This is a genomic window from Streptomyces sp. NPDC058000 (genome assembly GCF_042886435.1).
In the GTDB taxonomy this organism is placed as follows: Bacteria; Actinomycetota; Actinomycetes; order Streptomycetales; family Streptomycetaceae; genus Streptomyces.
Genome location: NZ_JBHVQS010000006.1, coordinates 161,000 through 174,610, shown reverse-complemented (window position 1 = coordinate 174,610; position 13,611 = coordinate 161,000). Strand labels below are relative to the sequence as shown.

General features: G+C 72.8%; 9 protein-coding genes. 7 read left to right on the top strand and 2 right to left on the bottom strand.

Features of this window, described 5'->3' with window-relative positions; genetic code table 11:
* Window positions 1-34: 34 nt before the first annotated feature.
* A complete protein-coding gene (locus tag ACFVT2_RS09400) occupies window positions 35-1,075 on the bottom strand; it encodes a PHP domain-containing protein (RefSeq protein ID WP_390014226.1) in 1,041 nt (346 codons plus the stop codon).
* 673 nt (window positions 1,076-1,748) lie between these two features.
* On the opposite strand from ACFVT2_RS09400, the gene ACFVT2_RS09395 reads away from it, so the two are divergent.
* The 7 genes from ACFVT2_RS09395 (at window position 1,749) to ACFVT2_RS09365 (ending at window position 12,346) form a co-directional block, all read left to right on the top strand.
* Window positions 1,749-1,964 carry a type A2 lanthipeptide gene (locus ACFVT2_RS09395; protein WP_390014223.1) on the top strand — a complete coding sequence of 72 codons (216 nt, stop codon included), beginning with the start codon at window positions 1,749-1,751 and terminating at the stop codon, window positions 1,962-1,964.
* A gap of 223 nt (window positions 1,965-2,187) precedes the next feature.
* Complete coding sequence (locus ACFVT2_RS09390) at window positions 2,188-2,994, top strand: HlyD family efflux transporter periplasmic adaptor subunit (RefSeq protein WP_390014220.1); 807 nt, start codon at window positions 2,188-2,190, stop codon at window positions 2,992-2,994.
* Window positions 2,991-5,270 (top strand): NHLP family bacteriocin export ABC transporter peptidase/permease/ATPase subunit, encoded by a 2,280-nt coding sequence (locus ACFVT2_RS09385; protein ID WP_390014217.1) that lies wholly within the window; start codon window positions 2,991-2,993, stop codon window positions 5,268-5,270. Before ACFVT2_RS09390 ends, ACFVT2_RS09385 begins: the two co-directional genes overlap by 4 nt.
* 1 nt (window position 5,271) lies before the next feature.
* Window positions 5,272-8,211 carry an NHLP bacteriocin export ABC transporter permease/ATPase subunit gene (locus tag ACFVT2_RS09380; protein WP_390014214.1) on the top strand — a complete coding sequence of 980 codons (2,940 nt, stop codon included), beginning with the start codon at window positions 5,272-5,274 and terminating at the stop codon, window positions 8,209-8,211.
* 100 nt (window positions 8,212-8,311) lie between these two features.
* Window positions 8,312-8,770 carry a cyclic nucleotide-binding domain-containing protein gene (locus tag ACFVT2_RS09375; protein ID WP_390014212.1) on the top strand — a complete coding sequence of 153 codons (459 nt, stop codon included), beginning with the start codon at window positions 8,312-8,314 and terminating at the stop codon, window positions 8,768-8,770.
* Window positions 8,771-9,338: 568 nt separating this feature from the next.
* Entirely contained in the window at window positions 9,339-9,710 is a 372-nt protein-coding gene (locus ACFVT2_RS09370) for a hypothetical protein (RefSeq protein ID WP_390014209.1), read from the top strand.
* 116 nt (window positions 9,711-9,826) lie between these two features.
* A complete protein-coding gene (locus tag ACFVT2_RS09365) occupies window positions 9,827-12,346 on the top strand; it encodes a heavy metal translocating P-type ATPase (RefSeq protein ID WP_390014487.1) in 2,520 nt (839 codons plus the stop codon).
* Here ACFVT2_RS09365 and ACFVT2_RS09360 read toward each other — a convergent pair.
* Window positions 12,283-13,485 carry an RNA-guided endonuclease InsQ/TnpB family protein gene (locus tag ACFVT2_RS09360; protein WP_390014206.1) on the bottom strand — a complete coding sequence of 401 codons (1,203 nt, stop codon included), beginning with the start codon at window positions 13,483-13,485 and terminating at the stop codon, window positions 12,283-12,285. The two genes, ACFVT2_RS09365 and ACFVT2_RS09360, sit on opposite strands and share 64 nt — an antisense overlap.
* Between the last annotated feature and the right edge of the window lie 126 nt (window positions 13,486-13,611).

Sequence of the window (13,611 nt, the reverse complement as noted above, 5' to 3'; positions counted from 1 at the left end):
GGCTGACGGTACGTCAGAAGCGGGCTGGTGGTCGTCAGGCCGTGGTGCCGCGCGGAGGGCGACCGGTCCGCTTCCAGGTCGCCAGCTGGCGGGCCGTCCAGGTGGTGATGACCCGGCCGGCCGGGACGCCGCACTCCTCGGCGCGGGCGCAGCCGTAGATCTGCCAGTCCAACTGGCCGGGCGCGTGCGCGTCGCTGTCGACGGCGAAGAGGGTGCCGGCGTCCAGGGCCTGTCGCAGCAGGCGGCGCGGCGGGTCGAAGCGGTCCGGGCGGCAGTTGATCTCCACCGCGGTGCGGTGCTCGGCGCACGCCGCGAAGACCTCCGCGGCGTCGAACTCCGACTCCGGGCGGAGCGTGCCGGTGAGCTGCCGCCCGGTGCAGTGGCCGAGGACGTCCACCAGCGGATTGCCGACCGCGGCCAGCATCCGCCGGGTCATCGGCCCCCTGTCCATCCGCAGTTTCGAGTGGACCGAGGCGACCACGACATCGAGCTCGGCCAGCAGGTCCGGTTCCTGGTCCAGTGAGCCGTCGTCGAGGATGTCGCATTCGATCCCGGTCAGCAGCCGGAACGGCGCCAGGCGTTCGGCGACCTCCGCGACCAGGTCCAGCTGCTTCCGCAGGCGTTCGGCGGTCAGCCCTCGGGCGACGGTGAGCCGGGGGGAGTGGTCGGTCAGCGCGCACCAGGCGTGGCCGAGATCGCGGGCGGTTCTGGCCATCTCCTCGACGGGGCTGCCGCCGTCCGACCAGTCCGAGTGCAGATGGCAGTCGCCGCGCAGCGCCCGGCGAAGGGCCCGCCCCTGTTCCCCCTCGACCAGTGGGCCGCCGGCCTCCTCCTCCAGCCGCGCCAGATAGGCGGGCCGTTGGCCGGCGAGCGCCTCCTCGACGACCCGGGTCGTCTTGGGGCCCAGCCCCTTCAGGCGCCCCAGCGTTCCGTTCCGGGCCCGCTCGCCCAGGGCGTCCGCGGGCAGCCCGGCGATCACCGACGCCGCGGTGCGGAACGCCTGCACCCGGTACGTCACCGCCCCCTGCCGCTCCAGCAGGAACGCGATCCGCTCCAGCGCCGCTACGGGATCCACCTACCCACCGTGCACCGGGCGGGGGCCGGCTGCCACCGCGACCGGGCCCGCCAGTGGCCCCTACCGCAGTTATGCGAATATGTCCGTTCTCTGGATGGTCGATCCCTTTCCTTCGGAATGACGGGGCGATAGCGGTGATGAATCCGGTCATTAGTGCACGGGAAGTCGAGGGCAATCATGTTCGGTTAAAACCTGTGCAACATCCCGGCTGTACTGCGGAAACGCGAATCGGACTTCTCGGCCTCGCGGCGCGCTGGCCGGACGTTAAGTTCGATCGCCTTCAGGAAATCTGCACACCGAATGCGCAGCCGGCACACGGGCCGGGGTTTCGCGTACCGGCGGTACCGCGCTGGTCAGGGGCTTGGTTCCGGAATGCCCCATTCCGCGGGAACCGCAACGACGGTTCGACGGAGAAGAAACCGGGGGAGTTGTGAAGATGCTTCGACCATGTCATGGACGCGCGTACACGTCCGGTAATTTCGTGGAGCAGTTGCGCCGGGATCGTCACTCATCCGATTAGCAGCGCAACCCACCTGCATGCTTTGATCCATCGCACCGCGGTAGTCACCGGGTTTCCCGATATCGGGAGCCCGACCATCGCGGTCGCGGCCGGGTCACCCACCGGACGGCCCGTACGCAGTTTTTTCTTGATATTGACCCGAAGGGAAACATCATGAACAACGCCCAGGTGCAGACCCAGGAAATCTCCGACGCCGACCTGGACAACGTGTCCGGTGGCCTCGTCGGTGGCGTCCTGAGCACCGTCACCACCACCGCCGACTCCGTCGCCCCGGTCTCCGGCGTCCTCGGCACCGCCACCGGCCTGGTCCAGCAGACCACCGGCCTCAACCTTCAGGGTGTCGCGGGCGGCCTGACCGCCGGTCTCTGATCCGAGCCGACCCTGTGCCGCCGCGCGGCACAGTCGGTGACGAACGGTCGTGACGGCAATCGGCGCCCCCTCCCTGCCGATCTGCCGTGCCGAGTGCCCCGGACAACCCGGTTCCGGCCGGGTCCGGGGCACCCGGCTGTCCGCCGCCGGAGCTCCGCGCCGGTGGCGTACTCCCGTACCCTCGTACTCCCGTACCATCCGCAGCAGTTGAGGGAAGAGTGTCGTGCAGTTCCGCCAACAGGCCCTTTCCAAGCTGCAATCGCCCGAGGAACTCGACCTGCCGGTGCGCTTCGCCCGCCCGCAGGGCTGGCTGGTGCTGACCGCCACCGTCCTCGTCATGATCGCCGCAACCGTCTGGGCGATCACCGGCACCGTCTCCTCCACCCTCACCGCCCCCGGCATCCTCACCCACGGCCACGGCAGCTACGTCCTGCAGAGCCCGGTCGCCGGCCAGGTGACCGCGGTCCTCGCCGAGGAGGGCAAGCCGGTCGCCGCCGACGCCCCACTGGTGCGGATACGCACCGCACAGGGCACCACCACCGTCGTCCGCGCGCTGGCCGCCGGCCGGCTGACCAGCCTGGTCGCCACCATCGGCGCGGTCGTCACCACCGGCGCCGACCTCGCCGCCGTGGAGAAGACCACCGGCAGCCGCGACCCGCTGACGGCCACCCTCTACGTCCCGGCCGAGAGCGCCGCCACCCTCCCCGCCGGCGCCGCCGTCGACCTCACCGTCGCCTCCGCACCCACCCAGCGGTTCGGCGTGCTGCGCGGCCACGTCGCGGCCGTGGGCCGAACCACCGAGAGCCGCCAGCGGATCTCCGCGTTCCTCGGTAGCACCCAACTCGGCGAACAGTTCTCCCGCGCCGGCCAGCCGGTCGCCGTCCTGGTCCGGCTGGACACCGCACCCACCGCCTCCGGTTACGCCTGGTCCACCTCCGACGGCCCGCCGTTCGCCCTCGACTCGATGACCCAGGCCACCGCCGCCGTCCACCTGGCCGCGCAGCACCCGATCGATTGGCTGCTCTCGTGACCGCCCCCGACGCCGCCGCGGCGCCCCCGCAGCACCTGCCCCCCGCCGGCCGCGGCCGGCACCGCCCCGAGGGCGCCCCGCCCGCCCGCCGTCGCCGGCCGCCGGCCCCCGCCGCCAAGGCGAAGAAGTCCGTGCGCACCCCCACCGTGCTCCAGATGGAGGCGGTCGAGTGCGGTGCCGCCTCCCTGGCGATGGTGCTCGCCCACTACGGACGGCACGTCCCGCTGGAGGAACTGCGGATCGCCTGCGGCGTCTCCCGCGACGGCTCCCGCGCCAGCAACCTCCTCAAGGCCGCCCGCAGTTACGGCCTGGCGGCCAAGGGCATGCAGATGGAACCGGCCGCCCTCGCCGAGGTCCAGGCACCGGCCATCCTCTTCTGGGAGTTCAACCACTACGTCGTCTACGACGGCGCGGGCCGACGCCTCGGCCGTCGTGGCGTCCACGTCAACGACCCCGACAAGGGCCGCCGTTTCGTGCCCGTGGAGGACTTCGACACCAGCTTCACCGGCGTGGTCCTGGTCTTCGAACCGACCGAGTCGTTCCGCAAGGGCGGTCGCCGGCCCAGCGTGCTCAGCGCCCTGCCGGCCCGGCTGCGCGGCACCACCGGCACCCTGCTGGCCGCCCTGCTCGCCAGCCTGCTGCTGGTCGGCGTCGGCGCCGCGCTGCCCGCGCTCAGCCGCACCTACATCGACATGTTCCTGATCGGCAACCAGACCTCGCTGCTGGGGCCGCTGTTCGCCGCGATGGCCGCGATGGTGGCGCTCACCGTCGTCCTGACCGGCCTCCAGCAGGCCAACCTGCTCCGCGGCCGGATCATCTCCTCCACCCTCAGCAGCGCCCGCTTCCTGCGCCACCTGCTGCGGCTACCGGTCACCTTCTTCGCCCAGCGCGCGCCCGCCGACCTCGTCCAGCGCCTCCAGTCCAACGACGCGGTCGCCGAAACCCTCGCCCGCGACCTGGCCGCGGCCGCCGTGGACGGCGTGGTCGTCGTCCTCTACGCCGTGCTGCTGTGGACCTACGACCCCCAACTCACCGTCATCGGCGTCCTGATCGCCCTGCTCAACGTCGTCGCCATGCGGATCGTGGTCCGGCTGCGCGCCACCCACACCCAGAAGCTGCGCGCCGACACCGCCCGCCTCACCAACACCTCCTACACCGGCCTCCAGCTCATCGAGACCATGAAGGCCACCGGCGGCGAGAACGGCTACTTCCGCCGCTGGGCCGGGCAGCACGCCGCCACCCTGGAGGAGCAGCAGCGGCTCGGCGTCCCCAGCGCCTGGCTGGCGGTCGTCGCCCCCACCCTCGCCACCCTCAACAGCGCACTGATCCTCTGGATCGGCGGGCTGCGCGCCGTCGAAGGCCACCTCTCCATCGGCCTGCTGGTCGCCTTCCAGGCGCTGGTGACCCGCTTCACCGCGCCGGTCACCCGCCTCAACGGCGTCGCCGGCCGGATCCAGGACTTCGCCGCCGATGTCGCCCGCCTCAAGGACGTCGAGAGCTTCCCCGCCGACTCGCACTACTCCCGCCCGGACGCGGACGCCGGCACCCGCCGCCTCAAGGGCCACGTCACCCTCGACGACATCACCTTCGGCTACAGCCCGCTCGACGCCCCGCTGCTGACCGGCTTCTCCCTGGCCGTCGGCCCCGGCCAGCAGGTCGCCCTGGTCGGCGGCTCGGGCAGCGGCAAATCCACCGTCTCCCGACTGATCTCCGGCCTCTACACCCCGTGGGAGGGCGCCATCCGGATCGACGGGCAGCGCCTGGAGGAGATTCCGCGCAGCGCGCTGGCCGCCTCGGTCTCCTTCGTAGACCAGGACGTCTTCCTCTTCGAGGGCACCGTCCGGGACAACGTCGCGCTGTGGGACCCCTCCATCCCGGACGACGCGGTGATCGCCGCCCTCCAGGACGCCGCCCTCTACGACGACGTCATCGCCCGCCGCCCCGACGGCATCCACAGCCGCGTCGAGCAGGACGGCCGTAACTTCTCCGGAGGCCAGCGGCAGCGCCTGGAGATCGCCCGGGCGCTGGTCCGCCGCCCCAGCATCCTCGTCCTCGACGAGGTCACCAGCGCGCTGGACGCCGGGACCGAGGCGGTCATCATGGACAACCTGCGGCGCCGCGGCTGCGCCTGCGTCATCATCGCCCACCGGCTGAGCACCGTCCGCGACAGCGACGAGATCGTGGTCCTCGACCACGGTGCGGTCGTCGAACGCGGCCGGCACGCGGAACTGGTCGCCGCCGGCGGCGCCTACGCCGAGCTGGTCAAGGAGCACTGACGTGGCATCCGTACACCCGTCCCCGGAAGCGGGACCCGGCACGGAGCCGGCCACCGCACCGGTCACCGCACCAGCCACCGCACCGACCGCAGGACCCGGCGCGGCCGACGCGGTCACGCACGCCCTGGGCGGCCTCGGCGCCCCCGTCGACTGCGCCGGACAGCGCAACGTCCCCCTCGAAGGCCCGCACGTCCTGTGGCTGGTCACCGGCGGCACCCTCGACCTGTTCGCGGTCGACGCCACCCAGGAGGGCCACTGGCACTTCCTCGGCCGCCTCGAAGCCGGCACCCTGCTGCTCGGTCCCGTCCAAGGCCCCCAACACACCCTCGTCGGCCGCCCGTCCCAGCACTGCGGACTGCGCCGGATCGCGCTGCGCGAACTGCCCCGCCCCGAACACGGCGGCTACGGCGACCAGGGCGCGCACCCCGATGCCTACGGGTATGCCGATGCCCACGATGCCTACGGCGCACCGGCGGCCACCCCCCTGGAGCACGCCTTCGCGCTCGGCACCGCCCGCGGGCTGGGCGTGCTGTTCGAGGCGCCGCTGGACGGCCGGCCCACCGACGAGGCGGTCGCCGACGACGACGTCCTGTGGATGCCGGTGCCGCCCGGCAGCGTCCAGTACGGCGCCTCCTACAGTGCCGAGGCCGCCGCCGACCTGCTCGTCGACGGGGCGCTGTGGCAGCGGATGGTCAACCAGCAGTTCCGGCTGCTGTCCGCCGTGGACCGCTGGATCGAGCAGCTCGAACGCGCCCACGAGGACCGCACGGCGGCCGGCATCAAGGCCGGCGAAGCCGTCCGGGAACGCGCCGACCAGGCGCTGCTGGCCTCCATCGGCAAGGACCGCTCCGGGCGCGCGGGCGCGGGCCGCGACCGGGCCGGCGACGACCTCACCTTCGCGGTCTGCCAGAAGGTCGCCGAGGTCGCCGGGATCCCGCTCACCGAGCCCCCCAAGGGCGCCGCGGCCGGCGACCGGATCAGCCCGGTCGAACGGATAGCCCTCGCCTCCCGGATCCGCACCCGCGCGGTCCGCCTCGACGGCAGCTGGTGGCGCTCCGACGCCGGTCCCCTGGTGGGACACCGCGCCAAGTCCGGCGCCCCGGTGGCACTGCTGTGGCGGCGCGGCCGGTACGAGGCGGTCAACCCGACCTCCGGGCTGCGGATCCGGATCGGCAAGGACAACGCCGACGAGTTCGTACCTCAGGCGGTGATGTTCTACCGGCCGCTGCCGGACGGCCGGCTCACGCTGTGGCGGCTGATGCGCTTCAGCATCCGCGGCACCCGCACGGACCTGCGCAACCTCGCCCTCAGCGGACTGGTGACGGTCGCCCTCGGCGCCCTCGTCCCGCTCGCCACCGGCCGGGTCCTCGGCGTCTACGTACCGGCCGCCGAGCGGGGCCTGATCGTTCAGGTCGCGGTCGCCGTCATCATCTCCGGCGTCGTCGCGGCCGCCTTCACCCTCCTCCAGAACCTCACCGTGCTGCGCGTCGAGGGCCGGATCGAGAGCATCCTCCAACCCGCCGTCTGGGACCGGCTGCTGCGCCTGCCGACCAAGTTCTTCGCCGCCCGTTCCACCGGCGAACTGGCCAGTGCCGCCATGGGCATCAGCGCCATCCGGCGGGTGCTGGCCGGCGTCGGCCCGATCGCCGTGCAGGCCACCACGGTCGGTGCGGTCAACCTCGTACTGCTGCTCCTCTACAGCGTCCCCCTGGCCCTCGCCGCGGTCGCCATGCTGCTCGTCATCGGCGCGGTGTTCCTCGTCCTGGGACTGTGGGAACTGCGCTGGCAGCGCCGGCTGATCACACTCGGCAACAAGCTCAACAACCAGGCGTTCCAGACCCTGCGCGGGCTGCCCAAGCTGCGGGTCGCCGCGGCGGAGTCCTTCGCGTACGCGGCCTGGGCCCGGGAGTTCGCCCGTTCCCGGGAGCTCCAGCAGAAGGCCGGCCGGGTCAAGAACCTCACCACCGTCCTCAACGCCGTCTACCTCCCGCTCTGCTCCCTCGCGTTCTTCGTGCTGCTGGCCGGCCCGGCCCGCGGCACGCTGTCCGCCGGCGCCTTCCTGACCTTCAACACCTCGGTGACCATGCTGCTCACCTCGGTCACCCAGGTCACCGGCGCGCTCCTCTCGGCCGCCGCGGCGCTGCCGCTGTTCGAGCAGATCAAACCGGTCCTCGACGAGGCCCCGGAGGTCCGCGGCGGCAGCTCCCAGCCCGGTGTGCTCTCCGGTGCCATCGAGGCCCGCAAACTCTCCTTCCGCTACAGCGAGGACGGTCCGCTCGTCCTCGACGACGTCTCCCTCCAGGTGCGGCCCGGCGAGTTCGTGGCGATCGTCGGCCCGAGCGGCTGCGGCAAATCGACCCTGCTCCGCCTGCTCATCGGCTTCGACCGGCCGTCGTCCGGCAGCGTCCTCTACGACGGCCAGGACCTCGGCGCGCTCGACCAGGCGGCCGTCCGCCGCCAGTGCGGGGTGGTCCTCCAGAACGCCCAGCCGCTCACCGGCTCGATCCTCGACTGCATCTGCGGTGCCGAGGCGTTCACCCAGGAAGAGGTCTGGGCGGCGGCCGAGATGGCCGGGCTGGCCGAGGACATCAAGCGGATGCCGATGGGCCTGCACACCATGATCGCCGGCGGTGGCGCCATCTCCGGCGGTCAGCGGCAGCGGCTGATGATCGCCCAGGCGCTGGTCCGCCGCCCCCGCATCCTCTTCTTCGACGAGGCCACCAGCGCCCTGGACAACGAGACCCAGCGGATCGTCATCGACAGCACCCGCGCGCTCAGCGCCAGCCGGGTGGTCATCGCGCACCGCCTCACCACGGTGCTGGACGCCGACCGGGTCCTCGTCATGGCCGACGGCCGGATCGTCGAACAGGGCGCCCCGGCCGAACTCCTCGCCGACACCGGCGGCCGACTGCACGACCTGGTACGCCGGCAGATGGCCTGACCTCGCCCCGTCCACGGGCCGGCGGACCGTCCATTCCCGGAATCCCGGCAATCCGCCGCATATCGTGCGAGGCACCGGAGAGCGGTGGATGGAGGATGCCATGACCAAGGCCAAGCACCTGTTCGATGCGATGCCCCCCGACCGGCGCCGTCGACTGACCGAAGTCGCCCACGAGGTGGCGCTGCCCCGCGCCACCCGCCTCTTCGAGGAGGGCCGCCGGGCCGACCGGTTCTGGATCATCCGCTCCGGTCGGGTCGCGCTCGACCAGCGGGTCCCCGGCCGCCGGGCGGCGATCGTCGAAACCCTCGGCCGGGACGAACTCCTCGGCTGGTCCTGGCTGTTCCCGCCCTACATCTGGCACCTCGGCGCGGAGACCGTCGGCCCCGTAGAGGCCCACGAATTCGACGCCGTCGCCGTCCGCGCCCTGTGCGAGGAGGACCCCCTCCTGGGCCGCGCGGTCTACCGCTACGTCGCCGAAACCGTCGCCGAACGCCTGCACGGCACCCGCACCCGCCTCCTCGACCTCTACGGCCCCCAAGGGAGCGGCGAGGGACCCTGAGCGGCATCCGGCGGTGACCCGCGGGACGACCTGTGCGGATCCCGGGAACCGGATGCGCTGTCCGCCCGACTGGCTGTGCCGGGCCACGAGGGCGGCCCGCGAGCCCGGCCGACCGGCCGGAGCGGCACAGTGGCGGGGGAGAAGGCCCATGCGCCCAGGAAAATGGTGCGGACTCGCGATGCCCGACACCGCCACCGCCACCACGCTCATATCGAACATGGCCAGGAACGAGCGGATCCCGGCGACGGCCACCAGCCCCACCGCTCCTCCGGTGCTCCTGCCAGGTCCCGCGGCATCACCCCGTCCTCACCTCCATATACCGCAGACACACCGCACCGGTCCGGCACGGTGGTGTCCGAGAGGTCGGGCGGAAGGCGGCCCCAGTTCCCGGCGAAGCGGGGAATTTCCCGTGCGCGGGGGCCGCGGCACGTCGAAGTGGGCGGCGGGCAAACCCAGTTAGTCGGCCCGGAACGACGCCGAGTTCCGTCGGGCGGACAGGACAAACCTCACGCCCCGAACGGCCCCCGATCGTCCGTTGACCCCCGTGCCCACCTGCCACGATGACGCGATGACCACCCCCGTGATCTCCGCTTCGCCACCCGACCGCGCCCGGCGCCCCGGGCCTTCGGCTCCCCTCCGCCCGCTCCGGCTGCTGCTGCCGGCCCGCTCGGTCCTCGGCTTCGTCGCGCTCCTGGCGCTGCTGTTCGGCCTCTCGTACGCGGTGGGCGGCGCCGTCGGACCGGTCGCCCCCGGACTGCATCCCGCCGACCGCCCACGCACCGGGAACCCCGATGCGCCCGGCGGCGGAGACTCCGGCGGGATGCCCGGGATGGCGGGCATGAGCGCCCGGGGAGCCGCGCGGGCCGTGCCGGCGACCACGGTCAGCACGGCCGCGGCCCACCCCGCACCCGTCCTCGCGGCGCGGGGAGCACGGCGATGACGCGGCACCACCAGGCGCCCCGTCCCTGCACGGCCGATGGTCCCGCCCCGACGCCGGCCGCCGCCCCGACCCCGGCGGCGGACCCCGGCCGGACCACCACCCTCGCCGTCGGCGGCATGACCTGCGCCGCCTGCGTGGGTCGGGTAGAGCGGAAGCTCGGCCGACTGGACGGCGTCACCGCCTCGGTGAACCTGGCCACCGAACGGGCCCGGATCAGCCACCCCGCGTCGGTCTCCGTCGACGACCTCATCGCCACCGTCGAAGCCGCCGGATTCACCGCCCACCTCCCCGCCACCGCCCCGGTCGCACCCCACCCGGACGACCCCCACCAGCCCACCGCCGGCAACGGTCACGACGAAGGCCCCCACGGTGACGACCCCCACCATGACCGCGGGCGCGGCCACTCCGCCCGCGACGGCCGCGCCGCCACCGAGGACACCGAGGACGCCGGGAGCACCGGGGACGCCGAGGACGCCGACACCCGCGCCGAGCGCCGCCGGCTGCTGCTGACCGCCGCGCTCTCCCTCCCCGTGCTGGCCCTGTCGATGGTGCCCGGCTGGCAGTTCCGCAACTGGCAGTGGCTCTGCTTCGTGCTGGCCGCCCCCGTCGCCGTGTGGGGCGCGGCCCCCTTCCACGCCCGCGCGCTGCGCGGCCTCCGGCACGGCGCCGCGACCATGGACACCCTGGTGTCCCTCGGTGTCGCCGCGTCGTTCGGCTGGTCCACCTACGCACTGTTCTTCGGCGGCGCCGGCACGCCCGGCATGACGATGCCGTTCGGCCTGCTGCCCACGGCCGGCGACGGCACCGCCCACCTCTACCTGGAAGCCGCCGTCGGCGTCCCGCTGTTCGTGCTGGCCGGCCGACGGATGGAGGCCCGGGCCCGGCGCGGCACCGGTGCCGCGCTCCGCTCGCTGGCCGAACTCGCGGCCAAGGAGGTGTCGGTGCCCGAGCCGGACGGCACCGAACGCCGCATCCCCATCGGCCGGTTGCGGGTCGGCGACCGGTTCCTGGTCCGGCCCGGCGAACGGGTCGCCACCGACGGCACCGTCGTCACCGGCAGTTCGGCCCTGGACCTCTCCCTGATCAGTGGCGAGAGCCATCCCGTCGAGGTCGGTCCGGGCGCCGCGGTGGTCGGCGGTGCGGTCAACTCCGGTGGTCTGCTGGAGGTCCGGGCCGGCGCGGTGGGCGGCGACACCCAACTCGCCCGGATCACCCGGCTCGTCGAGGACGCGCAGACCGGCAAGACCCGGTCCCAGCGGCTCGCGGACGCGGTGGCCGCGGTCTTCGTCCCCGCCGTCCTGACCGTCGCGGTCACCGTCCTGGGGTTCTGGCTCGGTGCCGGCGCCGATCCGCAGGCCGCGGTCACCGCCGCGGTCGCCGTGCTCGTCGTAGCCTGCCCGTGCGCCCTGGGCCTGGCGACCCCGACCGCGCTGCTGGCCGCCACCGGCCGCGGCGCCCAGCTAGGGATCCTGGTCAGCGGCCCGCGGGCGCTGGAACGCCTGCGCCGCATCGACACCGTCGTCCTCGACAAGACCGGCACCCTCACCACGGGACGGATGGCCGTCAGCGACTTCACACCGCGTACGGACGGCCGCGACCCGGACGACGTGCTGCGGCTCGCCGCCACCGTGGAGCAGGGTTCCGAGCACCCCGTGGCCCGCGCCCTCCTCGCGTACGCCCGCGACCACCGGCCCGACGCACCGCTCGAACCGGCCGCCGCCGTCCGCGACTTCACCGCCACGCCCGGCTTCGGCGTCCGCGGCGTGACCGAGGGGCGGATGGTGACCGTCGTCCGGCCGCCCGACGACCTCACCGGACTCTCGGCGCCGTTGCCGGACGCGGTCCGCGCCGCCGAATCCGCCGGCCGCACAGCGGTCCTGGTGACCGTCGACGGCACTCCGGAAGCCGTCTTCGCCCTCGGCGACACCCTGCGCCCCGACGGCTACCGGGCCGTGGACCACCTGCGTCGCCTGGGCCTGCGGCCGGTGCTGGCCACCGGGGACCGCGCGGCCACCGCCCGGGCCGTCGCCGGGCAGCTCGCCATCACCGAGGTCCACGCCCAGGCCCGCCCGCACGACAAGGCCGCGCTGGTCACGACCCTTCAGGAACAGGGCGGTCGGGTCGCGGTCGTCGGCGACGGGGTCAACGACGCGGCGGCCCTGGCGCTCGCCGACCTCGGCATCGCCATGGGCAGCGGCACCGACGCGGCGATCGGCGCCGCCGACGTCACCCTCGTCCGCGAGGACCTCCAGGCGATCCCCGATGCGGTCCGGCTGGCCCGCCGCACGCTCGGCACCATCCGCGTCAACCTGCTCTGGGCCTTCGGCTACAACCTCGTCACCGTGCCGCTCGCCGCCGTCGGGCTGCTCAACCCGATGCTCGCGGCGGCCGCCATGTCCGCCAGTTCCCTCCTCGTCGTCGGCAACAGCCTGCGGCTCCGCGCCTGGCAGCCGCCGGCCGCCACCCGCACCGCCCGCCGCCCGGCCACAACACCCGCGACCGCACCAACCCGCCCCACCGCCAGGGCACTTGGGAATCCGCTTGACGCTCCCCTCCCCGAAGGGAGGGATTCTCACGGCTCGCGCCGTGATCCTTTCTGCTTCGTCGCCGACTGCCCGCCCGGAGAACTCCGTTGAGGTCTTACACCAGCTCCACAGACCGACACCGCCCGTCCGGCGGCCAGCAGGTTCTTCGCCGCGTTCACGTCCCGGTCGTGGGTCGTGCCACAGCCGTCACACGCCCAGGTGCGGACGCTGAGCGGCATCTTCTCCTGCAAGGTGCCACAGACGGAGCACAGCTTGGACGAGGGGAAGAAGCGGTCCACCGCGACCACGTTCCGCCCGTACCAGGCGGCCTTGTACTCCAACATGCTCCGGAACTCCGACCACGCGGCATCCGAGATGGCGCGGGCCAGGTTCCGGTTCTTGACCATGTTGCGCACGGTCAGGTCCTCGATCACGATCGTTTGGTTTTCACGAACGAGACGAGTGGTCAGCTTGTGCAGGTGGTCACGGCGACGGTCAGCGATCCGAGCGTGGATCTTGGCGACCTTGCGCCGGGCCTTGACCCGGTTGGCCCCGTCACCCTTGGCCTTCCTCGCCAGACGGCGCTGGGCCAACGCCAGCCGGGCACGGTCGCGGCGCTCGTGCCGGGGATTGGCGATCTTCTCCCCGGTGGACAGGGTCAACAAGTGGTCCAGGCCCACATCCACTCCCACTGCTGCGCCCAGGGCGGGGAGTGGCTTCACGGTGGGGTCGTCGCACAGCATCGAGACGAACCAGCGCCCGGCCGCATCCTGGGACACGGTCACCGTGGACGGGGTTGTCTCCTCGGGAAGCGGACGGGACCACACGACGTCGAGCGGTTCGCTCATCTTCGCCAGCGTCAGCCTGCCGTCACGGAAACGGAAACCGCTGGTGGTGTACTCGGCGGACTTCCGCGACCTCTTCCGCGACTTGAAGCGCGGGTACTTGACCCGCTTGCCGAAGAAGTTCGTGAACGCGGTCTGCAAGTGCCGCAGCGTCTGCTGCAACGGCACCGACGACACATCGTTCAGAAACGCCAGTTCCTCGGTCTTCTTCCACGCGGTCAGCATCGCCGAGGTGGCGTTGTAGTCGACCCGCTCCTGCCGCACCGCCCACGCCTCCGTACGAGCGGCCAGCGCCAGGTTGTAGACCTTGCGGACGCAGCCGAACGTGCGCGACAGCTCGGCTGCCTGCGCATCGGTCGGATAGAAGCGGTACTTGAACGCCCGCTTCACACACGTCGTCGTCACGCTCGCAACCTAGTGAGGCCACGACTTGAGATCAAACCTGCGGGTCAGAGCACTGCGATCCGCCCTGGCGGCGAATCGCAGCCCGTTGCCCTGCTCCGCAGGAGTCCGATTCCTCCCCCGCCTGAA